The sequence below is a fragment of the Haloarcula sp. S1AR25-4 genome, from assembly GCF_031624555.1.
Taxonomy (GTDB): domain Archaea; phylum Halobacteriota; class Halobacteria; order Halobacteriales; family Haloarculaceae; genus Haloarcula; species Haloarcula pellucida.
On sequence record NZ_JAMQOR010000001.1, the window covers coordinates 1,453,451 to 1,478,370 of the forward strand.

At 67.5% G+C, this 24,920-nt stretch carries 20 protein-coding genes; 15 read left to right on the top strand and 5 right to left on the bottom strand.

Features of this window, described 5'->3' with window-relative positions; translation table 11 throughout:
• Positions 1 to 474 precede the first annotated feature (474 nt).
• Positions 475 to 3,318 carry a TIM-barrel domain-containing protein gene (locus NDI85_RS07640; protein WP_396275505.1) on the top strand — a complete coding sequence of 948 codons (2,844 nt, stop codon included), beginning with the start codon at positions 475 to 477 and terminating at the stop codon, positions 3,316 to 3,318.
• A 198-nt stretch (positions 3,319 to 3,516) separates the two neighbouring features.
• The gene (locus tag NDI85_RS07645) at positions 3,517 to 3,837 is read left to right on the top strand and encodes a cupin domain-containing protein (RefSeq protein WP_189001035.1); all 321 of its coding nucleotides are present in this window, start codon (positions 3,517 to 3,519) and stop codon (positions 3,835 to 3,837) included.
• A 5-nt stretch (positions 3,838 to 3,842) separates the two neighbouring features.
• Here the strand turns inward: NDI85_RS07645 and NDI85_RS07650 are convergent, their stop codons facing one another.
• Together NDI85_RS07650 and NDI85_RS07655 are read right to left on the bottom strand one after the other, a co-directional pair.
• Positions 3,843 to 4,439 (bottom strand): riboflavin synthase, encoded by a 597-nt coding sequence (locus NDI85_RS07650; protein ID WP_189001032.1) that lies wholly within the window; start codon positions 4,437 to 4,439, stop codon positions 3,843 to 3,845.
• Between the two features lie 660 nt (positions 4,440 to 5,099).
• Entirely contained in the window at positions 5,100 to 5,510 is a 411-nt protein-coding gene (locus NDI85_RS07655; protein ID WP_189001029.1) for a hypothetical protein, read from the bottom strand.
• Between the two features lie 83 nt (positions 5,511 to 5,593).
• Here NDI85_RS07655 and NDI85_RS07660 point away from each other — a divergent pair, with 83 nt between their 5' ends.
• Positions 5,594 to 6,019 carry an NUDIX domain-containing protein gene (locus tag NDI85_RS07660; RefSeq protein WP_189001026.1) on the top strand — a complete coding sequence of 142 codons (426 nt, stop codon included), beginning with the start codon at positions 5,594 to 5,596 and terminating at the stop codon, positions 6,017 to 6,019.
• Here the strand turns inward: NDI85_RS07660 and NDI85_RS07665 are convergent.
• A complete protein-coding gene (locus NDI85_RS07665) occupies positions 6,016 to 7,080 on the bottom strand; it encodes a GNAT family N-acetyltransferase (protein ID WP_189001022.1) in 1,065 nt (354 codons plus the stop codon). The genes NDI85_RS07660 and NDI85_RS07665 overlap by 4 nt on opposite strands.
• Positions 7,081 to 7,197: 117 nt before the next feature.
• Here NDI85_RS07665 and NDI85_RS07670 point away from each other — a divergent pair, with 117 nt between their 5' ends.
• Both NDI85_RS07670 and NDI85_RS07675 read left to right on the top strand, forming a co-directional pair.
• Positions 7,198 to 8,208: a Gfo/Idh/MocA family protein gene (locus NDI85_RS07670; RefSeq protein WP_189001020.1), complete on the top strand. Its 1,011-nt coding sequence runs from the start codon at positions 7,198 to 7,200 to the stop codon at positions 8,206 to 8,208.
• Positions 8,205 to 9,122: an NAD-dependent epimerase/dehydratase family protein gene (locus NDI85_RS07675; protein ID WP_310915415.1), complete on the top strand. Its 918-nt coding sequence runs from the start codon at positions 8,205 to 8,207 to the stop codon at positions 9,120 to 9,122. Before NDI85_RS07670 ends, NDI85_RS07675 begins: the two co-directional genes overlap by 4 nt.
• Here the strand turns inward: NDI85_RS07675 and NDI85_RS07680 are convergent.
• Positions 9,119 to 10,516 carry a PQQ-dependent sugar dehydrogenase gene (locus NDI85_RS07680; RefSeq protein ID WP_310915416.1) on the bottom strand — a complete coding sequence of 466 codons (1,398 nt, stop codon included), beginning with the start codon at positions 10,514 to 10,516 and terminating at the stop codon, positions 9,119 to 9,121. The genes NDI85_RS07675 and NDI85_RS07680 overlap by 4 nt on opposite strands.
• A gap of 115 nt (positions 10,517 to 10,631) precedes the next feature.
• Here NDI85_RS07680 and NDI85_RS07685 point away from each other — a divergent pair, with 115 nt between their 5' ends.
• The 5 genes from NDI85_RS07685 (at position 10,632) to NDI85_RS07705 (ending at position 18,058) form a co-directional block, all read left to right on the top strand.
• Positions 10,632 to 11,792: a sugar phosphate nucleotidyltransferase gene (locus tag NDI85_RS07685; protein ID WP_189001011.1), complete on the top strand. Its 1,161-nt coding sequence runs from the start codon at positions 10,632 to 10,634 to the stop codon at positions 11,790 to 11,792.
• A 2-nt stretch (positions 11,793 to 11,794) separates the two neighbouring features.
• Positions 11,795 to 13,594, top strand: a complete 1,800-nt coding sequence (gene glmS, locus NDI85_RS07690; RefSeq protein WP_310915417.1) for a glutamine--fructose-6-phosphate transaminase (isomerizing) — start codon at positions 11,795 to 11,797, stop codon at positions 13,592 to 13,594.
• A 126-nt stretch (positions 13,595 to 13,720) separates the two neighbouring features.
• Positions 13,721 to 15,544: a LamG domain-containing protein gene (locus NDI85_RS07695; RefSeq protein ID WP_310915418.1), complete on the top strand. Its 1,824-nt coding sequence runs from the start codon at positions 13,721 to 13,723 to the stop codon at positions 15,542 to 15,544.
• A 2-nt stretch (positions 15,545 to 15,546) separates the two neighbouring features.
• Positions 15,547 to 16,884 carry a hypothetical protein gene (locus NDI85_RS07700; protein ID WP_310915419.1) on the top strand — a complete coding sequence of 446 codons (1,338 nt, stop codon included), beginning with the start codon at positions 15,547 to 15,549 and terminating at the stop codon, positions 16,882 to 16,884.
• 58 nt (positions 16,885 to 16,942) lie between these two features.
• Positions 16,943 to 18,058: a hypothetical protein gene (locus NDI85_RS07705; protein ID WP_310915420.1), complete on the top strand. Its 1,116-nt coding sequence runs from the start codon at positions 16,943 to 16,945 to the stop codon at positions 18,056 to 18,058.
• 5 nt (positions 18,059 to 18,063) lie between these two features.
• Here NDI85_RS07705 and NDI85_RS07710 read toward each other — a convergent pair whose 3' ends face one another.
• Positions 18,064 to 19,086 (bottom strand): glycosyltransferase, encoded by a 1,023-nt coding sequence (locus NDI85_RS07710; protein ID WP_310915421.1) that lies wholly within the window; start codon positions 19,084 to 19,086, stop codon positions 18,064 to 18,066.
• Positions 19,087 to 19,267: 181 nt separating this feature from the next.
• On the opposite strand from NDI85_RS07710, the gene NDI85_RS07715 reads away from it, so the two are divergent.
• The 5 genes from NDI85_RS07715 to NDI85_RS07735 all read left to right on the top strand — a co-directional run bounded on the left by NDI85_RS07715 (position 19,268) and on the right by NDI85_RS07735 (position 24,913).
• A complete protein-coding gene (locus tag NDI85_RS07715) occupies positions 19,268 to 20,491 on the top strand; it encodes a glycosyltransferase family 4 protein (protein WP_310915422.1) in 1,224 nt (407 codons plus the stop codon).
• Positions 20,484 to 21,404, top strand: coding sequence for a glycosyltransferase (locus NDI85_RS07720; protein ID WP_310915423.1), 921 nt, complete (start codon positions 20,484 to 20,486; stop codon positions 21,402 to 21,404). The genes NDI85_RS07715 and NDI85_RS07720 overlap by 8 nt, the downstream gene beginning before the upstream one ends.
• On the top strand, positions 21,401 to 22,618 hold the full coding sequence (locus tag NDI85_RS07725) for a glycosyltransferase family 4 protein (protein ID WP_310915424.1): 1,218 nt from the start codon (positions 21,401 to 21,403) through the stop codon (positions 22,616 to 22,618). Before NDI85_RS07720 ends, NDI85_RS07725 begins: the two co-directional genes overlap by 4 nt.
• Positions 22,612 to 23,391: a glycosyltransferase gene (locus NDI85_RS07730; protein WP_310915425.1), complete on the top strand. Its 780-nt coding sequence runs from the start codon at positions 22,612 to 22,614 to the stop codon at positions 23,389 to 23,391. The genes NDI85_RS07725 and NDI85_RS07730 overlap by 7 nt, the downstream gene beginning before the upstream one ends.
• A 97-nt stretch (positions 23,392 to 23,488) precedes the next feature.
• Positions 23,489 to 24,913 (top strand): lipopolysaccharide biosynthesis protein, encoded by a 1,425-nt coding sequence (locus NDI85_RS07735; protein ID WP_310915426.1) that lies wholly within the window; start codon positions 23,489 to 23,491, stop codon positions 24,911 to 24,913.
• The last annotated feature ends 7 nt before the right edge of the window (positions 24,914 to 24,920 follow it).

The following is a 24,920-nucleotide window of genomic DNA, read 5'->3' on the forward strand; positions in this document are numbered from 1 at the left end:
TCGTCAGTTCCATGAGCGACGTATCCGCTTTTCCTCCGCCGGCACGTCCCGCTGATCGGTCATAGCGACGCTCGACGACCGAGTTGGGCCGTGCCGAGAAGAACGCGCTGATCGATACTGCGCGACGCCGTCGTTGCGTACTTGCCGCTCACGAAGACCCTCGAGTAACACCTGTCGGACGTGTGCCCACCAACATCAATGATAGATATTGATAATTTTATATCTGTGGCATAATTGATTTTATTGATACAATAATGGCCATAAGATTATTATCTTATGGCCGAATGTTCGCAATTGCATCGTATGATGAAAACGTTCTTCCAAAATAATGGATGACGACTGCAGTTAGCCCCTCGACGAATCGAGCGTACAGAGCCCCCCAACAGGGTCATGGGGCCTGTACCACGGGTCGTTCCGAATCCCGGTTCGTCGAATCGCCTTGTGAACGTCCACTACTCATCATCAACAATCCCAATGTCTGATAAGAATTCACGCGACTCCGACTTCCTTCAGGTCGGACGGCGCACGCTATTGAAATCCACAGCCGCCCTTCTGGCGGGAGGTGCCTTCGCCTCGACCCCCGCATCGGCAGACCACTACGGTTCGAAGATCCACTACGAACCGCAGGTGAACGAAAACGACCTCATGGAGTTGTCTGTCGAGGGTCACGAAGTCCTCGACGACGGAGTGAAACTCGACCTCGGTACCCACGAAGGGTACATTCGGCTGTTCAGCGACACCATGGCGCGCGTTGCCGTCGTGGAACCGGGCGAAAAAGAATACGAATCTCGTGGTATCCAGAACGGGCTCAACGAGTGGGATGAGCCGAATTTCAGCGTCGATTCGAGTCCCGAGAAGATCGCCATCGAGACCGATACGATTACTGTCGAAATCAACACGGAACTCTTCGGTGTCCGGTTCCTCGACGAGGACGGGACGGTCATCAACGAGGATTACCTGGAGAAGGGGTCGTCAGGGTACGTCCAATCTCCCGAGAGAGGCGGTGAAGAGAGCGAATCAGCGCCACCGGAGTCGTGCTCCTACGGGCCTACAAACGACGAGAGCGATTCGGAGACTGACTCATCAGGGTACGGCTCGCCTACGAAGGAAGACGTCGGGATGACCGATCCGACGCCCAACGAGCCGTTACCGTACGTCTACAAGAAGGCTGACGAAGACGAAGCCTTCTATGGCTTCGGCGAACAGCCCGAACTCACTCTCGACCAACGCGGGAAGAAACTCGAGAACTGGAACACGGACCAGTACGCGTACATGTACCAGAATGACTACGTCTACACCTCGGTTCCGTTCTTCGTCGGCCTGAAGGATGCCGGTGCGTACGGGATCTTCTTCGACAATCCCCACCACACCGTGTTCCACACGCCCGAGGTGGCAAATCCCGAAGGCGTCGAAGAAACCTACGACACCGACGCGGGTGAGGACTACTACTACTTCGTCGGCGATGGTGGCCAGTTGACGTACTACTTCTCGTACGGCCCGGAAATCGACGACGTCCTCGAGAGCTATACGGACCTGACCGGGACGATCAACCTGCCACCGAAGTGGGCGATCGGGTTCCACCAGAGCAAGTGGGAGTACAGCCCCACGGAACTCGTCGAGGTACCCCACCAGTACCGCGAAGAAGAGATTCCGATAGACGCGATGCACTTCGACATCGGCTACATGAACAACTATCGCGTCTTCAGCATCAAAGACGAACACCGGAAGGCTCTCCAAACGCTGAACGAGAGGATGCCAGAACTCAAGACGGTCGCCGTCAACGACCCGGGTGTCGCGGTAGACGAGGAAATAGACGTCGACGGCGACGGGGACATCGAACCGTACGAACCCTACCTCGAAGGAACTGCCAACGATTACTGGACCAAGGATGCGAACGGTGATACGTTCAAAGCGAGGGTTTGGCCCGACGTCGCGGTGTGGCCCGACTTCTCGCGCTCGGAGGTCCGCAGTTGGTGGGCCGAACAACACGACGTGTTGTTCGATGCCGGCTTCGACGGGATCAAAAACGACATGGGTGAACCGGCGGTGTTCCAGGAAAACGCAAGCTACGACTGGACGATGCCGGTGGACAACGTCCACGGGACGGGTGACGACACGATGTTGCACGAGGAGTATCACAACATGTACGGGTTCGACTACGCCCGGGCATCTCGTGAGTCCTACGACATCTACAAGCCCGAGGAACGGCCCTTCCTGTTGAACCGGAACCTCTATGCCGGCGGTCAGCGGTACGCGGCAATCTGGACCGGCGACTGCCTGAGCAACTGGTCCCACCTTCGGTTGCAGATTCCGATGATGATGAACATGGGGCTCTCCGGGCTCGCGTTCTGTGGTCACGACGTCGGCGGATTCGTCGGACGGCCCTCTCCCGAGCTATTCAAGCGTTGGATAGAGATGGGGGCGTTCATTCCTTACTTCCGGAACCACACCGACACGCACAGGAAACAAGACCCCGACCTCCCGCGCAATCAGCACCCATGGACGTACGATGAGGAGGCCGTGGATATCACGAGGAAGTACACTGAACTCCGCTACAAACTGCTCCCGTACCTCTACAACGAATTCCAGGAGTCCTCCGAGAACGGGAAACCGATCTTCCAGCCACTGGTCTACCAGTTCCAGGACGACGACGAAGTCACCAACATCGCCGACCAGTTCCTCTTTGGCGACGACGTACTCGTCGCACCAGTCGTCGAAGAAGGTGCGACGGAACGCGACGTCTACCTGCCGGAGGGCGAGGTCTGGGTCGACTTCTGGACGCACGACGTCTACGACGGCGGGCAGTGGATGACCGTCGACGCTCCGGTCGACCACCTGCCGATGTACGTGCGCAAAGACTCGATCATCCCGATGCGCGAGGTACAGCAGTACACGGGCGAAAAGCCACTCACGACGCTTCAGTTGACCACCTACCTCGACGACGAAGCCTCGTACTCGTTCTACGAGGACGATGGCGCGACCAACGACTTCGAGGACGGCGAGTACAACGTGACGGACTTCACCATCACGGAGACGGAGGGTGGCGTAGTCACCTTCGACTCCGAGATGACGGTCCAGAACTACGACGACTCACAGCTCTCGTCGTACCTGTTGCGACTCGACCGCTCGGAAGCGCCGAGGAAAGTCCAGGCCGGCCCGACCAAGTACGAAGAGGTCGATGCCGATGCGGTCGAAGCGACGCCGAACTCGTTCGCCTACAGCGAGGACGAGGACGTGGTGCTCGCCCACATTCCCGCCGACGAAGAGCGCAAAGTGAAGCTCTTTTTCAACGGTCGCGGTGACGGCAACGGACAGTAACGGTCGAGAAGTCGAACAGCAGTAGGCGGCCCACCCTACTGCGCGTTTCGTTGCTGCGGTGCTTGTAGACCCGCGGACGTTCACGGCGCTCTCGGCCGTCCGCTCGGGAAACGTCTGGGGTATCTCCCTCGCGCCGGCTCTCGGTGGAGAGGCTGGAGAGAGCCAACGGCTAAGTTGGCGTGGACCGACAGTCGAGCCATGGCGCTCGAACTGCTCGGCGACTTCGACGCCGAGCCAGCGGCAGGAGAGGTCGTCGACGGCGAACTGGCGGTGACCGACGACGTACTCGTCAAGGCGTTCGCCCTCGGCCCGGACGGGCGTATCGAACCGCACGAACACGACGGCGCGACCAACGTCTTCCACGTCGTCGAGGGGACGGTGACGGTCCAACGAGACGACGAGTCCGAGACGGTGACCGCACCCGGTGTCGTCCTCAACGAACGGGGACAGGTCCACGGCGCGCACAACGAGAGCGACGAGCGAGCGGTGTTGACCGCGAGTCTCTGTCCGCTGCCCTGACCGGTTCAGACCTCGCCGTGGGTCAGGACCGACTGGCGCTCGGCGTACTTCGCCAACAGGTCGGCCTCGAAGTGAAGGGGGTCACCGACCGTCTTTTCCGACAGCGTCGTCACGTCGTAGGTCGTCGGGACGACGGCGACGGAGAACGTCTCCGTCGATAGCTCACAGACGGTCAGACTCGCACCGTCCAGTGCGACGGCCCCCTTCTCCACGAGGTACTGCTCGTACCCGTCGGGAATATCGACGGTGAACCGCCAGTCCTCGCCGAGGTCGGTGACGGCGACGACTTCGGTCGTCGCGTCCACGGTACCTTTCACCAAGTGCCCGTCGAACCGGTCGGCGGCGGCCATCGGCCGCTCTACGTTGACAGCAGTCCCGGAGTCGAGGGCGGCGAGATAGGTTCGGTCGACCGTCTCGGCGGACAGAAACGTCCGGAACCAGCCGTCGCCGACGGCTTCGACCGTGAGACAGACGCCGCTGATTCCGATGCTGTCCTCGGGTTCCAGTCCGTCAGTGTCGGTGGCTACCTCAATGCGACACCCGCTGTCGAGTCGGTCGATACGTCGAACGGTGCCCGTCGTCTCCACGACGCCAGTGTACATGACGCTCGGAACCACCGAGTGGGCACACAAATTCGTTACCTTTTCCATATTTGTTACGGCATGGGCGATACCCCGATCGCGTCTGTTATCGCACCGTCGGAAATCCGTCGAAACCGGCCGAGCGGACTATAGGCCGCCTCACACCGTCGATACGGTCGACAGAGAACCGCGCCCGACTGCGGGGCGTAAACGGCTGAGCGCGATATAGAATCTCGCTACCCGGCCGGTTGCTGGCCCATCTCCGCGGGGTTCTGCATCCCCTCTTTGACGCCGACGCGGACCAGCGCGAGGTTGACGGGGAACGCGGCGAGGAATCCCAGCGACAACGAGAACACCAGCGCGAGCCAGACGGCACGTCGGTGATATGGGCCTCGGAGGCGACGAGGAGGTCCGCGCCGATTGCGACGGCCTCCATGACAGTGATAGAGGGGGTCTCGCTGTACAGCGCGTCGCGCATGGCCGTCCAGAAGTCGACGTCGTCGCTTGGGACGGACGACTCTATGCCGTTGCGGTTGGGGTTCCAAAGGACGGCCGACAGCGCGGGTCGTCAATCGCGAGGGGAGACGTCCAGAGCGGGACGCAGCATCCGGCGTCGGACGGGTACGCAGTCCAAACCGCCCGTCTGTCGTCCGGCTACCGAGGAACGTTTCGACGGCCGGGTCAGCCCCCGGCCATCTCCCTGGCGTCTGCGTAGAGGTCGGCCACGACGTGGACGTACAGCGTGACGCCGACGACGAGCGCCCAGTAGGGGGCCGACGCCAGCCACAGGGCGGTGACGAGGGCACCGGCGATGAGGACGTGGCTGAGCAGTCGCTGGGACTTCGAGAGGTCGGCCTCCTCGAAGATGTCGTCCTGTCCGGTGACGACGACTCGGGGGTCTCGGAGGACTCGCCGCGTGCTCTCGGCTGACCCGGTGTTGAGATAGGCGACGAGGAAGTGGTCGAAGTCGATGCCGACGCCGAGGGCGACGGCGACGACGACGACCGCGACCGGATGGACGGGCGGCGTCGTGACGGCGACGAGGACGAGGCCAGCGAGGACGGAGAGAATCGCGTGGTCCCGGGAGTACATTCGTCGGTAGTTCACCCCCCAGCGTAATGAACGCTGGCCGTGGCAACCGGTAGACTGACACTACCGTCTCGCAATCGAGACGTATGGACGAACAGTTCCTCGAAGCGACGGTGAGCGTCCGCGGCGTCGTCTGTCGACCAGACGGCCGGGTTCTCACCCTCCGCCGGGCGAGCGACGGCGGGTGGGAACTGCCGGGCGGACGGATTCGGGACGGCGAGGCCGTGACGGACTGTCTCCGTCGCGAAGTCGAAGAGGAGACCGGGCTATCGGTCGCGGTCCACGGCCCGGTCCACACGGTCACCTGGCACAACGAGGCCGGCAACGGTCGACTCGCGGTGTACTACCACTGCACGACCGGGCGTGCGGACGTCGTACTGAGTCACGAACACACCGAGTTCGAGTGGCTCCCGGAGGCTGACGCCTGCGAACGACTGAGCGACCCGCAGACGACGGCGACGAGTCGAGCGCTCGCCCGGGGTGGGGCGACGCCCGCGGAGCGCGTCGACTAGCCGCCGGGTCGCCGGCCGAGCGCCGACCCGAACAAGCGCGCGACGACGCGGTCGCTCCCGAGGAGATAGAGGACCCGACCGACCAGCGAGTCGACGCGTTCCCACCGCACCGTCGGGACCGAACGCCCACCGAACGCCGTCTTGAACGAGAACGTGCCGTCCGCGAAGTCCGGCGTCGTCTCGCCGAAGTTGCAGGTCCCGTAACCGGCGTCGATACCCCACTGGATAGCCGCCCGGTACAGCACTTCGGAGGGAAACTGCCGGAAGTTCGCCGGGTCGTAGGCCGGAAACAACAAGTCGAGACAGTCCCGTTCGTCGTCGCGGACCGCGAGCAGTTCGCCGGCAGGGTCGCCCGCGGCGTCGGTCGCCCGGAACAGTTGCAGTCGGTCACCGAGGGCCGCCAGTAGCGCCCGCAAGAACTCCGGCGAGGCCCCGTCGCCGTCGAGACGGCGCACGTGCTCGGCGTGACGTGCCGCGAAGGCGTCGATACTGTCGGCCGTGACCGCCACGTCCGTCCCGGAGACGCCGGCCTCGTCGGCCTTCCGGAGGTTCCGCCGTTTCTTCTGGGAGAGGTCGGCGGCGACGGCATCCCACGGGCGGTCGGTGTCGAGGACGAACTGGCAGTCTCGCACCGACGGGAAGTAGCCCCGGTCGCGCAGTCGGGTGGCGTATCGGAGCGAGTCACCCCCAGCGGGTCTGAGGAGATGGCCGATAGTCCGGCCACCCGTCAGCGCGGCCATCTCGTCCGCGATGGCGTCGAAGACGGCGGCCTCGTCGGTAGCTATCATCGCCCCGTTGGACCCCGGTTTCGCCGGGCCGAGAAAGCGGAACGGCGTCCCCGGAATCGGGCGGACGAACGCCGGGTGGACGCCGACGAGCGTCCCGTTCTTGCGGACCTGCACGTGCCGAGCGGACGCGCCGGTCGCGTCCTCGTAGGCCTTCAGCCACTCGTAGCGCTCGAAGACGCTCCCAGTGCGGGACTGCTGGGCGACGATAGCGTTCCACTCCCCCTGTTTGACCTCGGTGATAGAGCGGTGGACCGAGGTCGTGAGGTCGGTCATCCGATATGCGTTCGCGCGGCCTCGCCCTAACTGTATGGTTCGGTCGGGGAGCGCCACGTCCCGCAGTAAGCCGCGCCTAGGGATGGGTTTATCTCCGCCACGGGCGAGAGGTAGTCCATGACCGAACTGGCCGTCGGGGTCGTCGGGGCTGGCTGGATGGCCACCGACTACCACGTGCCGGCATTCACCAGTCACCCCGACACGCGCGTCGTGGCCGTCGCCGAACGCGACGACGCCCGGCGGTCGGCCGTCGAGAGGGACCTCTCGGTACCGGGCTACGCGGACGCCGAAGCGATGCTCGCGGCCCACGGCCTCGACGTCGTCAGTATCTGCACGCCGCCGAGTACGCACGAAGGAATCTTTCTGGACGCCGTCGACGCGGGCTGTCACGTCCTCTGTGAGAAACCGCTGGCCCTGACTGCCGAGAGTGCCCGCCGGATGGCCGAGGCCGCCGACGCGGCCGGCGTCGTGACGCAGGTGGGCTACCTCCACCGGTACTACCGGAACTACGAGCGCGCGCTGGAGATGCTATCGAACCACCTGCTCGGCGACGTCGTCGAGGTGACCGTCGCCCACCACTCGGCGCCGCCACAGCAGGGGTGGTACTACGATCCCGACCTCGCGGGCGGCGGCGTCGCCCGCGACCTGTTCCCGCACTCGCTGGACGTGCTCTTCGAGACGTTCGGCGAGGACGCGACGGTGACGGCCGCCGACGTGCGACACCTGCGGGGGCACGCCGTCGAGGACACCGCCCGCGTCTCGCTCGAAATCGACGAGGTTCCCGTGGACCTCTCGGCGACGTGGACCCAGACCGACGGCGTGACGCGGGTCCTCGTCGTCGGAACGGAGGGGTGGCTGGAACTCGACGCCGAGACGTTACGGGGCGAGGTCCACGGCCGCCCAATCGAGTTCCAGCACGGCGACCTGCCACTGGTCGACGTCGGCGTGGCGACGCTGTTCCCGGCGGGCGACGAGGACGCCCACACCGCCCGCATCCACGACTTCGCCGACCACGCCGCCGCGGGCGACACCGAGACGGCCGCGCCCGCGTCACGGGGCGTCGCCGTCGCCGAGGTAATCGATGCGGTGTACGAGCGGACCGGGGCCGCGTGGAGGGCCGAGCAGTGACCGTCCTCGTCACGGGTGCGACGGGGTTCATCGGCCTGAACCTCCTGCACGCGATGGCCGACCGCGAGACGGTGGCGATGGTCCGACCGGGCGCGTCGACGGCGCGGCTTCCCGACGGCGTCGACACCGTCGAGGCCGACCTCTCGGACCCCGATTCGCTCGCGGCGGCGATGGACGGCGTCGACTCGGTCGTCCACCTCGCGGCCGCGGTGTACGCACAGTCGGAGATGCAACGGACGAACGCCGGAGGTACCCAGCGGTTGGTCGACGCGGCGGCCAACGCCCACGTGGAGACGTTCGTCTTCCTCAGCACCGTCGGGGCCCACCCCGAGGTGCCGGCGGATACGGACTCGCCGTACCAGCGCTCGAAGGTCGCCGTGGAGGACCTGCTGTTCGGGCAGACCCACCCCTTCGACGTGGCGGCGCTGTACCCCACCTACATCTGCGGCCCGCGGGACTACCGGCTGACCCGCTACGAACACGTCCGGCCCATCGCGGCCAACCGGGTGCTGGTGCCGCCGCTGTACACCTACGACGAGTACAACGTCGTCCACGTCGACGACGTGACCGCGAGCATCGCCCACTGTCTCGACGAGAGAGCGACCGGCCGGCACCTGATTACCGGCCCGAACCTCTCGAACCGGCAGGTGCTGGGGACCATCGCGCGACACGCGCCGGGGAACTGCCGCGTCGTCGGCGTCCCCTACGGCGTGACTCGCTGGGTCGTCAAGCCGACGCTGGACCTGCTCCACCGGGTCGGCGTCTCGCCGGTGCCCGGCGACGGGTTCCTCGAACGGGGCGACTTCGGCACGGTCCGTGAGGACCTGACCGAACAGGCACCGGTGCGCCAGCGCTCGTGGCAGTCGGCGCTGACCGAGACAATCGACTGGTACGAGTCAGTGGGCGTCCTCTAGCTGGTGAGCCGATAGACGACGCCCTCGCGCTTCGAGAGGGGGTTCTCGGCCAGTGCCGCTCTGGTCCCGAGGACGTAGCTGTCGTCGCCGTCCTGCCCGAACGACAGCACCTGTATATCGAGGCCACCTTCGACCTGCACCTCCCGCATCGGCCACCGACCGGAGTCCCGCGGCGTCGCGGCGACGATGCGGCCGGCGGCCTCAGTGAACGAACTCGTAAACGCACCGAAGACGTACTCGTCGCGGAGCGGATCGACGGTCCCGGTGTGGACATGGCCGCCGATGACCGCGAAGCCGACGGGATACCCCTCCTCGTCGAAGTGCGGGAACTCCAGCACCGGGTCGACGAGCGGTTCGCCGCGGTCGGACTCGACGACGCACTCACCGTCCTCGCTCGTCCCCAGTTGCGGGTCGTGACAGTGGAACCCCTCCTTCAGCGGCCACCCGTAGTTTCCGCCCTTCTCGACGACGTCGACCTCCTCGTAGGTCGCCTGCCCGACGTCGCCCAGAATGAGCTGGTCGCCGCTGAAGGCCATCTTCCACGGGTTCCGGAGGCCCCACGCGTACTGCTCGTCGCGGCCCTCCCGCCCGACCAGCGGGTTGTCCGCGGGGATGCCGTAGGGCAGGTCGCCGGTGCGTCCGTCGACGTCGAGGCGGAGGACAGCGCCCTTCAGGTTGTTCGTCAGGTCCTGCCCGTTGAACGGGTTCAGGCCGTCGCCCAGCGCCGCGTAGAGGTAGCCGTCGGGGCCGAACTCTATCGTCCCGGCCTGATGGATGGGCCGTTCCCACGGCAAATCCAACAGGATTCGCTCGGTGTCGGGGTCGCCACGGGTCCCGTCGGCCGTCGCCCGGAACTCCGAGAGCCGCTCCCGGTGGTCGAGTTCGTCGTCGGCCGCGGGCGTGCTGTACCGGACGTAGAACAGGCCGTTGTCGGCGAACTCGGGGTGGAACGCCAGTCCGAGCAGTCCGCGTTCATCGAAGGCCACCCAGTTCGGGAGGTCCTGTCCGAGTGCGACCAGTCGGTCCGAGAGGTCCAGAAACGGGTCCTCGCGGAGGCCGTCGGCGCCGTGGACGTACACCACGCCCGTCTGGTCGACGACGAACCGCCTGTCGGTGCCGTCGTCTGCCGTCACGAGGGCCGTCGGCGAGACGAGTCCGGTCGCCACCGCTTCGACGCCGATCGTCGGCCCCTGCTCGAAGAAGTTGCCGGTCGACCCGCCGCTGTCGCTCCCGTCGCCGCCATCGGCGGCGTCGCTACCGTCGCCGTCGCCACCGCTAGCGTCGCGCGCGCCGAACGAACACCCGGCGAGTGCACTGGCGGCCCCGACCGCACCGAGCGTCCGCAAGAAGACTCGTCGCGACGACCCCGCGACCCCCACATTCCGTCGATTCATGCACGGAGGACGGGCCGCACGCAGTTAACGGTTTGTCAGCGCCTACCGGACGCGGAGCAACCTATATCCCGGTCGGCGACCACCGGTAAGCTATGCTTAGCTGGACGGGAGACCCATGCAAGCGGTGATACTCGCGGCCGGCGAAGGCCAACGGCTCGGCCCGTTGACCGAGGGCCGGCCGAAACCGATGGTCCCAGTCGGGAACCAGCCCATTCTCGAATCCGTACTGGAGGCCGCAGTCGAAGCCGGCGCCGACGAGATCGTGCTCGTCGTGGGCCACGCACGCGAACGCATCCAGAGCCACTTCGGCGACGGCGACGAGTGGGGCGTCCCGATACGGTACGTCGTACAGAACCACCAGCTCGGCGCGGCCCACGCGCTGGCACAGACCGAGTCCGTCGTCGACGGGCCGTTCCTCGTCCTCCACGGCGACCAGTTGGTCGACGCCGACCTGCTGGCCGACCTGCTGGAGCGGTGGGAGCGGACCGAGCGGGCGACCATCGCCGCCGTGCAGTCCGACCGACCGACGGAGTACGGCGCGGTCGCGGTCGACGGCGAGTCGGTCGTGGCCGTCTCGAAGGACCCGACCGACGACCCACCGTTCCTCGTCAACGCCGGGGCGTACGTCTTCGATTCGAGCGTCTTCGACGTGGTCCGGGACATCGACCCGGCGGAGGGGCAGGACTACGGGATGGCGACCACGCTCCAGCGGTTGGCCGACGACGGGTCGCTGTCGGCGGTGCTCCACCGCGGCACGTGGCAGGACCTCACCTACCCGTGGGACCTGCTGACGACGAACGCCGCGTTGCTCCGCCGACGGGACGACGACGTCGACGGCGCCGCCGTCCACGACAGCGCCGCCGTCGCGGACGACGTGGCGCTGGACGAGGGCGTCACCGTGGGGCCGAACGCGACGCTCCTGCCGGGCACGGCCCTCGGTCGGAACGTCCGCGTGGGCGCGAACGCGACGCTCTCGAACTGCATCGTGATGGCGGGCGCTCGCATCGGTGACGGCGCCGTCCTCAACGATTGCATCGTGGGCGAGTCGGTGTCGGTCGGCCCGAACGCCACCGCCGAGGGCGGCCCGGCGCGGGTCGTCGTCGGCGAGACGGTCCACGACGACGTGGGTCTGGGCGCGGTGCTGGCCGACCGGACGACCCTGCGCGGCGGCGTCACCGTCGCACCGGGCACCGTCGTCGGCCGCGAGGTGCTGGCCGACTGCGGGACCGTCCTGCGGGGACGGATCGACAGCGGCGACACGATACGGAGGGGGTAATCATGTGTGGAATCATCGGCTACGTCGGCGCGGAACCGGCCCAGCCACGACTGGTGGCGGGGTTACAGAAACTGGAGTACCGCGGCTACGACTCCGCGGGCGTCGCACTGGTCGACGACGCGCTCTCGGTGACCAAACAGGTCGGCCTCGTGGCCGACCTCGACCTCCCCGAGGACGCCCTCCAGACCTGTGGCATCGGCCACACCCGCTGGAGCACGCACGGGAAACCGACGGACGCCAACGCCCACCCCCACACCGACTGTTCGGGTCGGGTCGCCGTCGTCCACAACGGCATCGTCGGCAACTACGACGACCTGCGGGCCGAGCTGCCCGAGCACACGTTCCGCAGCGAGACGGACACGGAGGTCGTCGCCCACCTCGTCGAGGACGAACTCGAACGTACCCCGGACCTGCGGGAGGCGGTCGCCGCCGTCGTCGACCGCATCGAGGGGAGCTACGCGCTGGGCGTCGTGGCGGCGGGGTACGACGGCATCGTCGCGGCCCGTCGGAACAGCCCTCTCGTCGTCGGCCACGGGGCGGACGGCAACTTCATCGCGAGCGACGTGACGCCACTGTTGGAACACACCCGCGAGGTGTCGTATCTGGAGGACGGCGACGTCGCCCACCTGACGCGGGACGGCATCTCGGTCTGGCACGACAGCGCCCCGGTCGACCGCGCGGTCCACACCATCCAGTGGGACGCCGAGGCCGCCGAGAAGGGCGGCTACGAACACTACATGCTCAAGGAGATTCACGAGCAACCACAGGCGCTGCGGCAGGCCGTCGCCGGTCGCATCGACCCCATCGAGGAGCGGGTCGACCTCGACCTCTCGCTGTCTCGGTCCTTCCTCGACGACCTCGACGAGATTCAACTCGTCGCTTGTGGCACCTCCTACCACGCCTGTCTGTACGGGAAGCAACTGCTGGAGACGCTGGCGGACGTGCGCGCGACCGTCGAGTACGCCAGCGAGTACACCGTCGGGAGCGGCCGGGACCCGAGTCGGACCCTCGTCGTCGGCGTCAGCCAGAGCGGTGAGACGGCCGACACCCTCCGCGCGTTGCGGATGGCGAAGCGGACCGGCATCCGGACGCTCGGCGTCACCAACACCGTCGGGAGCACCGTCGCCCGCGAGTGCGACGACGCCCTGTACATCCAGGCGGGGCCGGAAATCGGCGTCGCCGCGACCAAGACGTTCGCCTCGCAGGTGGTGAGCCTCGCCATGTTTGCGATAGACGTTGCCGACGTGCGCGGCGACCTCGACCCCGTGGCGGGCCGGGAACTGCTCTCGAACCTGCAGGACCTCCCGGGTGCCGTCCAGCAGGCCCTCGACCGCGACGAGGAGGTCCGCGAGGTGGCGGAGGCCTACGCGGGCGGCGAGGCGTTCTTCTTCATCGGTCGGCGGTTCGCCAACCCGGTCGCGTTGGAGGGCGCGCTCAAACTGAAGGAGATATCCTACGACCACGCCGAGGGGTTCCCCGCGGGCGAACTGAAACACGGGCCGCTGGCGCTGGTCACCGAGGCGACGCCCGTGTTGGCGGTCCTCACCGACGGCGCCCGGCCCGAGGAGACCCGGAACAACGTCAAGGAGGTCCAGTCCCGCGGCGCGCCGGTCATCGCCATCGCCTCCGAGTCTGGCCACGAAGGCGACTACGAGGTGGGATTCGGCGTGCCCGACCTCGGCCTGCTGGAACCGCTGGCCGCGAACGTCTACCTCCAGTTGTTCGCCTACTACGTCGCCGACAGCAAGGCCCGCCCCATCGACAGACCGCGTAATCTCGCGAAGAGCGTCACCGTCGAGTAAGCGAGCCTCTCGACTGTTTTGCCGCAATCGGAGTTTGCCTCGTGGTTTTCACCCCCACACCCATCCTGAAAGTTCGACAACAGTAGTAGTAAGGGATATATTTGCTGGTAACCATCTGATGGCAAGATGGTACCGGACCCACCGCCGACGGACGACGCCGACAGTCACGACCTCTCCAGACGCTCGCTGCTCAAGTTGACGGGGGGAGCGCTCGGCACCGCGTCCGTGGCTGGATGTCTGGGTCAGGATCCGGACGGAACGCGTCGTCTCGGATACGGTGGCGTCCCGTGGGTCGTCACTGGCGACGTTCAGTCGGCGGTGTTCGCACCGCGCGCCCTGTCGCTGTCGGGACCGAGCGACGGCCTCGTCGCCCACTGGACGCTCGACGGGACCGGGTCGACCGCGGCGGACGCCGTCGGCGGCAACGACGGCGCTATCCGCGGCGCGCCGACACAGGGCGTCGCGGGCGTCCACGACTCGACGGCCTACGACTTCCTGTCGGGGTCTGGCAACTACGTCGAGGTAGCCGACGCGGGCGCCCTCCGTCCCGCCGCACTCTCCTTCGGTGGGTGGTACCGGACGACCAGCGGCGAGAACAGCCAGACCGTGGTCCAGAAGGCCGACGCGCGCTTCGGCGACGAGGGCTACGCCGTCGACGTCCAGACCGACAACAGCGTCCGCGGCCACGTCGCCGTCGACAGCGGACAAGCCTCGGTGAACCCCTGGGGTGTCGCCACCCACGACGGCGAGTGGCACCACCTCTTGCTGACGTGGGACGGCGACGCCCTCGTCCTGTACTTCGACGGGACCGAGGTGGACCGAGACGCCTCCCAATCGGGCGCTGTCGTCCACAGCGACCGGTCGCTGTTCGTCGGCCGCGGCGACAACGGCTACACCTCCTACTACGGGATGGACGGGGCCGTCGACGACGTGCGGGTCTACGACCGCGCGCTGTCGGCGAGCGAGGTGACGGACCTCTACGAGGGGGTGTCAGAGACGACTGCGACGCCGACACCCACCGAGACGGCGACAGCGACACCAACCTCGACCCCGACGCCTACCGAGACGGAAACACCGACATCCACGCCGACGCCGACGGAAACGGCGACACCGACACCTACCGAGACACCCACCCCAACCCCGACGCCAACCCCGACGCCCACCGAGAGTACCGGCCCGGCGCCGGTCGCTCGCTGGCGGTTCGAGGAGACGAGCGGGACCGTCGCGGCCGACAGCGTCGGGTCCGCAGACGGGTTCCTCCGCGGGTCGCCGACGCTCGACACGACCGGCGTGTTCGGCACCTCCGGCGTCACGTTCGGGTCGAGTAGCGACGACTACGTCGAAGTCGCGGACGCCGCCTCGCTGACGCCGACTGCCGAACTCTCCTTCGGCGGGTGGTACCGGACGACCAGCGGCGCGAACAGTCAGACCGTGGTCCAGAAGGCCGACGCGCGCTTCGGCGACGAAGGCTACGCCGTCGACGTCCAGACTGACAACAGCGTCCGCGGCCACGTCGCCGTCGAGAGCGGGCAGGCCTCGGTCAACCCGTTCGGCGTCGCCACCCACGACGGCGAGTGGCACCACCTCCTGCTGACGTGGGACGGCGACGCCCTCGTGCTGTATCTCGACGGCGGAGAGGTCGACCGAGACGCGTCGCAGTCCGGTTCGGTCGTCCACAGCACCCGGTCGCTGTACGTCGGCCGCGGCGACAACGGCTACACCTCCTACTACGGGATGGTCGGCACCGTCGACGACGTGCGGGTCTACGACACCGCGTTGACCGCCAGCGCGGTCACGTCGCTGTACGAAGGGATGGCCCCGTCGCCCACGCCGACAGCGACGGCGACTGCCACCGAGACGGCGACTGCGACACTGACACCGATTCCAAACGACGAGTTCGGCGAGTCCGGCTACGGGAGCCACGGCTACGGCGGCATCGTCGACAACTGACCATGACCGACAACCACCAATACGAGACGCCGGCCGCCGGCACGCTTGACTGGGACGAACCGCTGAACCGCAACTTCGAACGCATCGACACGGACGTCGAGATACGCGACGTCGACGCCAACCGGTCGAACTACGTCGCGAAGGCCGGCGCGAAGTTCCTCGCGACGGACACCGGGGACGTCTACATCGGCGACGGCGGGTCGTGGAGCCAACTCGGGACCATCGGGGCCGACGGGACGGGCGACACCACGACGGTAGAGGGGGCGGGCGTCGAGTCGCTGCTCCTCGACGGCTTCGTCGTCGCTATCGGTCGGAGCCTCGCCGCCCCGCAGACCATCGACCCCGCGGGGACCGACACGCCGATTCAGGACGCACTGGATCTCGTCGCGGCCAACGGCGGCGGCGAGGTGCGTCTCCCGGCTGGCGTGGTCGAGGAGACGGGCCCCATCCGGCCCTACGCGGAGACGCAGATACTCGGTCTCGGCGTCGAGATATCGAAAGTCGCCATCACCGACCGGACCGCCGACGGCATCCTGTTCGACCGGGACGCAGGCGTGGACCGCGTCAAACTCGACGGGTTCGCGTTGAACGGTCCCGCCGGAACCCAACCGACCGGCGTCGCCATCCGCCACGCGAACAGGGACACGCAGGACCTGCAGGTCGGCCGCCTGCTGTTCTGGGGCTGGAACAACGCCGTCTACCGCGTCGACGAGGGCGTCGGGCCGTTCCAGTGTCGCCACGACCAACTCACCATCTACGAGTGTGACGCCGGCGACCAGGACGGCCTCTTCGAGTTCCGCTCGTGGTACGGCCCGGCCAACTGGTTCGGCACCATCGCCGCCTACCCCAGCGCCACCGTCAGCGGGCAGAACACGACGGTGTTCTTCTCCCGGGGCGGGACACAGACCGTCGACTACCTCACCATGGGCGGGTCGGCCGGCGTCGCCGTCCACCAGACGTGGGACAGCATGCTGGAGTTCGGCAACGTTCACTGGGAACCGACCACCAATCCGACAAGTCCGCCCGCTATCGTGCGACTGCTCGGCCACGGGACGGCCGTCGTCGACACGGTCAAACACGTCACCGGAACGGCTGGCTACGTGTACGAACTGGGGTACGACAGCTACAACGGCCGCGGGCCGGCCCGGAAGGTACTCGGGCCGTACATCGAACTGGGCGCAGCGGCCGACGTCACGTCGAACGTCGTCAACCTCTCGGCCGCGGGCGACCCCAGTGCGCCGTCGCTGTACCACGGCGCACCCGAGGACGTGAGCGTTACCCACAGCGACGGAAACACGGGCTGCCTTCGGGCGCTCGGCACCGCTGGAACCGGGTTCTAGCCGCTCTCGCCGTCGTGTGTGATTAAGTAGTCCCGCGGTGGAGTGGTAGGCACCGATTATGGCTAGCGACTCCTCCCGGCCCCGGTTGCTCGCACACGCGCGTTCCCGGGTCGACCCTGTCCTCCACAGTGCTCGTCGTTTCCTCGCGCAGTCGACGCTCCTCGAACGGGCCGCGTGGCACACCGGTGAACGCCTACACGTGCGACCGCCGACCGGTCGACGAGTGCCGGACCCGGTCGACGTCGCCGGGCGATACGATGGTCCGGCGGTGCCGACCTACCCCACCGAGGCCGACCGCGCCCCGTCGCTGTTCCAGCCAGCGGGCGACGTCAACCCGGTGCTGACCGGCGCGGACGTCACCGACTTCGGCCGGACCGACTGCGTGGCCGACCCGTTTCTGTTCGTCACCGAGACCGGCGAGTGGCACATGTTCTTCGAGGTGTACACCCACAACCGGGAGCCGTCGGCGGCTATCGCCCACGCAGAGAGCGCGGACGGGTACGAGTGGACTTACGACCGCGTCGTCCTCGAAACCGACGAGCACCTCTCGTATCCCTACGTCTTCCGCTGGGACGGCGACCACTACATGATTCCCGACCGCTGGGCCAAAGAGCACGGTCCCGCCGGGGTGACGCTCTATCGCGCCGACTCGTTCCCCCACGAGTGGAGTCCCGTCGCCGACCTCGTCCAGCCGGCGACGCCGCTGCACGACTTCAGCGTCTTCCGCTGGGAGGGCCGCTGGTGGGGCTTGCTGGGCGACGGCGTCGACCTCTACGCCTACTACAGCGACGCGCTCGAAGCGCCCGACTGGACCCCGCACGACCGGAATCCCGTCGTCGAAGGGCGGGCACGCGCGGCGCGGCCCGGCGGCCGTCCGCTCGTGTTCGAGGACCGAGTCCTCGCGTTCTATCAGGACTGCGCCGACCGCTACGGCGAAGCCGTACGCCTGTACGAGATTACCGACCTCACCCCGACGAGCTACGACGACGAGGAACGCGACGACTCGCCCGCCGTGGAGGGGACCGGCAGACTCGGGTGGAACTCCGGAGCGATGCATCAGGTCGACCCGTGGTTCGACGGCGAGGGCTGGCACTGCGCGGTCGACGGCAACCTCGGACTCGGCTATCAGGTACTCGGCGAACACCACTGGGCCATCGGTATCTACCGGGCCTGAGCCCGCTACGGCAGGTCTTGGGGCTCCGGGTCGGGCGCTGTCAGCCCTTCGAGGAAGCCGACGCCGTAGAGGCAGTACTGCGCGGCGAGCATCGCCGGGACAAGCAACGCCAGCGGACTCCGCCGGTCGCGGTACACCTGCGCCGTGGCGTAGCCGCTCACGACGAGAAACGCGAGGAGCAAGAGCGGGACGTAGCGGGCCTTCCGGGCGCGGAGGTCGGCCAGTGCAGCGAGCGTCCCGCCGCCGAGCGCCAGCGACGGCAGGGCGGAGTACCACCGGATGACTTTCCGGTGGCGGCGCTGGATACGGGCCATCGCGTACCCGTACGAACGGTTCTTCGTACAGAAGTCGCCGAAGGTCGGCGAGAGATGGTGCGAGACGGCGATAGTCGGGTCGAAGACGAACCGGTAACCGGCCTCGCTCAGGCGGAAGTGGAACTCCGCGTCCTCGCCCACGTTGACCGCGTCGTCGTAGCGGAACTCCTCGAACACGTCGGCGTCGTACAGGACGTTACAGGCCGCGACCGACCGCACCAGTCGAACCTCGTCGATGGCGTGGGACTGTGGGGACCCGCCGGACCCGAAGACGGTGCCCTGCAGACTCCCGACCAGTTTCGCGAACGCCGGATCGCCCGGGAACGGGCGGTTCGGCCCGCCGACGCCGACGACCGACTCGTCGGCGGCGTGGGCCTCGATTCGCTCGACGAGATCGCCGAGCCACGTCGCCGGCACGGCGCAGTCGGAGTCGGTAAAAGCGACGTAGTCGCCGTTAGCCGCGTCGGCGCCGCGGTTGCGGCACTCACCGATGGTCGCGCCCTCGGCGACGAGGAACGAGACGCCGTGGTCGGCGGCGATGCGGGCGGTCCCGTCCGTCGACCCGCCGTCGACGACGAACACGTCGTACCGGTCGTCCGGATACGTCTGCTCGGTGAGCGAGGCGAGCGTCTCGCCTACCGTCCTCTCGGAGTTGTACGTCACGACGACGACGGACACCACCGGCCGTCCACCGTCCACACCCTTCGCTGACACGGGTAAGGAGTGGATACCTCGGAGGATAACCCTATCGGTGCGGGGGGTCGGACCGACGAAGTCGACGTGGTTCCGGTGTCTCGCCCCGGAAAGCATAACACCTCACTCGGCGATACAGTAGGACGTACGTACCGCCTCCCAGCCACACGGAGTGGTGTGGGAGACGTCCAACAGTTCCCTCATGTCTGACGAACCGATATCTCGAAGCGACCCCGACGCGACCTACCGCGTCCTCGGCTGTGCGACCGAGCACCCGAACCACGTCTTTCAGGTCCGGACGCCGTTCAACCACCGCTCGTTCGACGCGCTGAACGCCACCGGCGTCGATCTAGACGTGGTGTCCCCGACGCCCGTCGCCCCGCCCGTCGGCCCGTACTCGGAGTACCGCCACGTCCCGAAGACCGAGCAGTGGGGGTCCTATCGGGTCCACTACCCGCGCTACCTGTACATGCTCCCGAAGCGCTACTTCTACCACGTCTCGGGTAACTCCGTCCAAAAGCGCGTCACGAAGTACGTCGAGCGCACCTTCGAGACGCCCCACGACGTGGTGCAGGCCTGCGGGTTCTACCTCGACGGCTACGCCACGCTGGAGTACTGCAAGCGCCACGACATCCCGCTCGTGGCCCTCTCGCACGCCGGTGACCTGAAGAACTTCGACCGGTTCAACGACGCCGTCCAGTCGCACATCCGCGAGACCATCGACTACTGCTCGGCGGTCCTCACGGTCAGCGACGAACTCAGCGCCGTCGCCCGTCGCTTCGCGCCCGCGAGCAAGGTCACGACGCTCCCCATCGGCGAGGACCCGGAGAACTATCCGACCGAGCGTCGGGACGCCATCCGCCGGGAGCTAGGCGTCGCCCCGGAGACGAAACTGCTCCTGTTCGTCGGCCGCTTCGAGAAGGAGAAGGGCGTCCGTGACCTCGTCGCCGCGCTGGAATCGCTGGACCGCGACGACGTGGCCGTCGCCGCCGTGGGCCACGGCGGGGCGCTCCGCTGGTGGTTCCTCGACCGACTGGGCGAACTACGCCACCCGGCCCACGCCTACTGGCAACTCGACCCCATCGCGGTCCGGCGTCTCCACGTCGCCGCGGACCTGCTGGTCCACCCGAGTCACTTCGAGGCCCGCCCGACGGTCATCTACGAGGCGATGGCCGCCGAGACGCCCGTGCTGGCGTCGAACGTCGGCGGCATCCCGGAGATGGTCGTCGACGGCGAGACGGGCGTCCTCGTCCCGCCACACGACCCGGCGGCGCTGGCCGAGACGCTGGACTACCTGCTCGACGACCCCGAGCGACTGCGCGAGATGGGCCGAGCGGGTCTCCAGCGACTCCTCGACCAGCAGTGGACGTGGCAGCGCCACGCCGAGCGCCTGAACGAGGTTCATCGGGAGGTCGTGCGTGCGTAGCCCCCGCGTCAGCGTCGTGATTCCGGCCTACGAGCGGGGGCACCTCGTCGGCCGCGCGATAGACAGCGCGCTGGTACAGACCGTCGAGGACCTCGAAGTGGTCGTCGTCGACGACGGGTCGACAGACGACACGCGAGCAGTGGTCGAGGGGTACGACGACCGCGTCCGCTATCTGGCCCACGAGACGAACCGCGGGGTCAGCGCCGCCCGCAACACCGGCGTCGAGGCCGCTCGCGGCCAGTACGTCGCCTTTCTCGACTCGGACGACGAGTGGCTCCCCCGGAAACTGGAGCGGCAACTCGCCGCCGTCGAGTCACGCGGCGAGGGGTGGGTCGGCGCCTACTGTGACCTTCGGACGGCCGGCCTCTCCCCGCTGGGCCGCCTCGCCGCCGTCGTCTCCGACCGCCTCTTTCGCTCGTCGGCCCCGAGAGAGGGCGGTCGGGAACTGGCGACGTCGCTGCTCGCCATGCAGGTGTTCATGGGGCCGGGATCGACGCTCGTGGTCGAGCGGGCGGTTCTCGAAGCGGCGGGCGGGTTCGACGAGAGCCTGTCTATTTACGAAGACTGGGACCTCGTCCTGCGGGTTCTCGCGGCCGGGAACCTCGCGTACGTGGACGAACCGCTCGCGGTGACACATTTCACCGGGGACGCGCCCGCCGAGACGTACGCCGAGAACGACCGGCGCTATCTCGCCCGGAACGCCGACCTCGTGGCGGAACTGGAGCGTGAGGGCGTCCCGGTCCGGCGGGTCCACCGAATGGGAATCGTCGGACACTTCCTCGCCGCGGGGCGGTTCGGTGAGGCCGCGTCGTACCTCGACGCGTGTGCGTTCACCCGACCGAAGGACCTCGCTCGACTGGCGTTCTGGTCGGTACTCGGCCTCCGGTCGCTGGTGACGGGTGGTGACGGATGACCGTCCAGCCCGGTAACGACGGCGACCCCTACCGGGTGCTGGCCTGCTCTATCCACCACCAGAGCCACGCGCTCCCGGTCCGGTCGCCGTTCAACCACCGCTCGTTCGACGCGCTGAACCGGACCGCCGCCGAGTTGGACGTGGTGGTGCCGACGCCCTTCGCCCCACCGGTCGGTCCGTACTCGGAGTACTCGCGGGTCCCCCGGACGGAGCGCTGGGGCACCTACGTGGCACACTACCCCCGGTTCCTCTACGCGGTGCCGAAGCAGTACTGCTACCACGTCTCCGGCGACTCGCTCCAGAAGCGCGTCACGAGGTACGTCGAACGCACCTTCGAGACGCCCCACGACGTGGTCCACACCTCGGACATCTACCTCGACGGCTACGGGATGTTGCGGTACTGCCGTCGGCACGACCTGCCGCTGGTGGTCAACAGTCACGCCGTCGACCTCCACAACTACGAGTCGTTCAACGAGCAGGCACAGGCCCGCATCCGCGAGACGCTGGCGTACGCCGCCCGAATCGTCGTCGTCAGCGACGAGCTCGCGACCCGCGCCGCCCGGTTCGTCCCCGAGTCGAAAATCCGGACCGTCCCCATCGGCGAGGACCCGTCGCGGTTCCCGACCGACCGACGCGAGCAGATTCGCGACGAACTGGGCATCGGCCCGGAGACGACGGTGCTGCTTTCGGTCGGTGCCTACGCCGAGGAGAAGGGATTGAAAGAACTCGTCGCGGCCGTCGACGCCTTAGACCGGGCGGACGTGATGCTCGTGACCGTCGGCCACGAGGGCGACCTCCGGTGGTGGCTGTTGGACCGCCTCGGCAAACTCCGCCACCCCGCCCGGTCGTTCTGGCAACTCGACCCCGTGGCGCTCCGTCGCTGGCAGATAGCCGCCGACGTGCTGGTCCATCCCAGTTGGCGAGAGGGGCGGCCGACGGTCATCTACGAGGCGATGGCCGCGAAGACGCCGGTCGTCGCCTCGTCGGTCGGTGGTATCCCGGAGATGGTCGTCGACGGCGAGACGGGCGTGCTGGTCCCACCACACGACCCCGAGACACTCGCCGAGACGCTGGACCACCTCCTCGATGACCCCGAGCGGTTGCGCGAGATGGGCGCCGCCGGCCACCGGCGACTGCTCGACCAGCAGTGGACGTGGCGCCACCACGCCGAGCGCCTGAACGAGATTCACCGGACGGTGATGGCCGAATGGTGACCGACGATGCGGACGGGCCCGTCTCGGTCGTCGTCCCGTACAGTCAGAGATACACGCCCGCTGAGATGCTCGAAGAGGCGAAGGCGACCGTCGCCGCACAGTCCGTGCCGACGGAACTGATCGTCGTCGACGACGTCGACACGGGGCCGGCCGACGCGCGCAACGCCGGCCTCGCCCGCGCACAGCACCGGTACGTCGCCTTCCTCGACGCCGACGACCTCTGGGAGCCGGACAAACTCGAACGCCAACTGGAACGGATGGCCGAGACGGGCGCGGGCCTCTGTCTGGCGGGCGATCCGATGTCGAGAGACGAGTTCGTCTACGAGGCGTTCGTCGGCGACTTAGACGAGGTCACGTCGGCCATCCTCGTCGACACCGACCGGGTCGGCGTCCGGTTCGAGTCCGAGTTGCGCCGCGGCGAGGACACGCTCTACGTCCTCGAAGCCGCGACGGAGGCGGGCGTCTGCCTCTGCCCGGACCTGTTCACCCGTCGGCACCACGACCAGAGTATGATGGCGTCGGGGATGCCCGTCGACGAGTACCTCGAACAGGCCAAACGCTTCGGCTATCTGGTCGACCAGCGAGTGCCCGCCGCCCACCCGTACACCGACATCTACTACGTCCAGTTGTTCACGACCGTCGGACGGGCGTACCACCGAGAGGGGGAGTTCGACCGCGCCGTCGCGTACTTCGCGCGAGCGCTCCGCATCGCCCCACACCCGTCGACAGCCCTCGCGCTGGGACGGGCGTTGCTCGCACGGGTGATGCCATGATGCTGGCCGAACGCACCGCACGCGCAGTCCCCCGTCGAACCGCCCGACCATGACCGGGGACCGTGGCCGAGACACAGCGTCGGTCGGGCGACCGACGATGCCCCGGCGATTGAACTTCGCGAAGGCGGGCGGGCTTTTGCTGGCGCTGGAAATCGTCGGCGTCGTCGTCGGGTTCGGCTCGACTGTGTACTTCGCGGGTGCGCTCGGCGCGGCGGCGCTGGGCGTGTTCTTCCTGTTCGAGGCCGTGTTGAGTACGCTCGGGACGTTCGCCGACTTCGGCATCAACGGGGCCGTCGAGAAACGCATCAGTGAGGGGACCGATCCGGACGCGATTCTCGCGGCGGCGCTCCTCCTCAAAGGAACGCTGTTGCTCGGGCTGGCGGCGCTCGTCGTCCCGTTCCGGGGCGTGGTGAACGACTACGTCGGGGCGTCCGTCGTCGTCCCGTTGCTGGTCGCCGCCGTGCTGTACCAGTCGTCGATGCTCACGCTCCACGTCCTCCGCGCGGAGATGCGGGCCGACGAGACGGCCGTCCTCCAGTTTCTCCGCCTCGCCACCTACGTCGTCGTCGCCGTCGTCCTCGTCCAGTTCGGCGCGGGTGCGATGGCGCTCGTCTACGGCCTCGTCGCGGGCTACGTCGTGTTGCTGGCTGCCGGCGTCGTCCGGATGGAGACTGGGCTGGCCCGACCCTCGACCCGGCACCTGCGGACGCTCGTCGACTACGCGAAGTTCAACGGCGTCTGGGGGTTGGGCGGGCACGTCTACAACAGCATGGACGTCCTCGTCGTCGGCCTGTTCCTCTCGGGAGCGCACGTCGCCAGTTACGAACTCGCGTGGCGAGTGACGGTCATGACTGGCATCGTCGGCGTCGTCGTCTCGAACACCGTCTTCGCACAGATGAGCGCGTGGGACGCCACCGGAGAGCGCGACCGCATCGCGCCGACGGTGCGGGACGGACTGGCGGCGTCGCTCGTCCTCGTGATTCCCGCCTTCGTCGGCGTCGCGCTGCTCTCCGAGCAGATACTCGGCCTCGTCTTCGGGCCGGAGTTCCTCCTCGCCACCGCGGCGTTCGTCGTGTTGATGGGCGAGAAGTTGGTCACCGCCGTCAACAACGTCTTCGACGCGACGATCCGGGCGCTCGACCGACCCGACGTCGGGGCCTACGCGACGGTGGCGTCGCTGACGTTGAACGTGGTCCTGAACGTCGTGCTGGTGCCCCGGTTCGGCCTCGTCGGCGCCGCGGCCGCCACCGGGACCGCGATGACGGTCAACACGCTCGTCCTCGGCGGGTACCTCCGGCGAGTCATCCCGCTGTCGTTCCCGACGGGCGTGGTCGTGTGGTGTGTCGGCGCGGCCGCGGTGATGGGCGGCGTGTTGGTCGTCGCTGGCACCGTCGCGCCCGCGACGCTCCCCGGCCTCGTCGCGCAGATACTGCTGGGCGGGGTCGTCTACAGCGCCGTCGTCCTCGCCTCGCCGTCGCTCCGGGCGAAATTGCTGGCGAACGTCCGGCAGTTCGGCGAGTGAGCCGTCG

Bases quoted from the DNA above. Each gene is read 5' to 3' on its own strand.
- NDI85_RS07640 (WP_396275505.1), top strand. From the start codon at position 475: ATGTCTGATAAGAATTCACGCGACTCCGACTTCCTTCAGGTCGGACGG.
- NDI85_RS07645 (WP_189001035.1), top strand. From the start codon at position 3,517: ATGGCGCTCGAACTGCTCGGCGACTTCGACGCCGAGCCAGCGGCAGGA.
- NDI85_RS07650 (WP_189001032.1), bottom strand. From the start codon at position 4,439: ATGTACACTGGCGTCGTGGAGACGACGGGCACCGTTCGACGTATCGAC.
- NDI85_RS07655 (WP_189001029.1), bottom strand. From the start codon at position 5,510: ATGTACTCCCGGGACCACGCGATTCTCTCCGTCCTCGCTGGCCTCGTC.
- NDI85_RS07660 (WP_189001026.1), top strand. From the start codon at position 5,594: ATGGACGAACAGTTCCTCGAAGCGACGGTGAGCGTCCGCGGCGTCGTC.
- NDI85_RS07665 (WP_189001022.1), bottom strand. From the start codon at position 7,080: ATGACCGACCTCACGACCTCGGTCCACCGCTCTATCACCGAGGTCAAA.
- NDI85_RS07670 (WP_189001020.1), top strand. From the start codon at position 7,198: ATGACCGAACTGGCCGTCGGGGTCGTCGGGGCTGGCTGGATGGCCACC.
- NDI85_RS07680 (WP_310915416.1), bottom strand. From the start codon at position 10,516: ATGAATCGACGGAATGTGGGGGTCGCGGGGTCGTCGCGACGAGTCTTC.
- NDI85_RS07685 (WP_189001011.1), top strand. From the start codon at position 10,632: ATGCAAGCGGTGATACTCGCGGCCGGCGAAGGCCAACGGCTCGGCCCG.
- glmS (WP_310915417.1), top strand. From the start codon at position 11,795: ATGTGTGGAATCATCGGCTACGTCGGCGCGGAACCGGCCCAGCCACGA.
- NDI85_RS07695 (WP_310915418.1), top strand. From the start codon at position 13,721: ATGGTACCGGACCCACCGCCGACGGACGACGCCGACAGTCACGACCTC.
- NDI85_RS07700 (WP_310915419.1), top strand. From the start codon at position 15,547: ATGACCGACAACCACCAATACGAGACGCCGGCCGCCGGCACGCTTGAC.
- NDI85_RS07705 (WP_310915420.1), top strand. From the start codon at position 16,943: ATGGCTAGCGACTCCTCCCGGCCCCGGTTGCTCGCACACGCGCGTTCC.
- NDI85_RS07715 (WP_310915422.1), top strand. From the start codon at position 19,268: ATGTCTGACGAACCGATATCTCGAAGCGACCCCGACGCGACCTACCGC.
- NDI85_RS07725 (WP_310915424.1), top strand. From the start codon at position 21,401: ATGACCGTCCAGCCCGGTAACGACGGCGACCCCTACCGGGTGCTGGCC.
- NDI85_RS07730 (WP_310915425.1), top strand. From the start codon at position 22,612: ATGGTGACCGACGATGCGGACGGGCCCGTCTCGGTCGTCGTCCCGTAC.
- NDI85_RS07735 (WP_310915426.1), top strand. From the start codon at position 23,489: ATGCCCCGGCGATTGAACTTCGCGAAGGCGGGCGGGCTTTTGCTGGCG.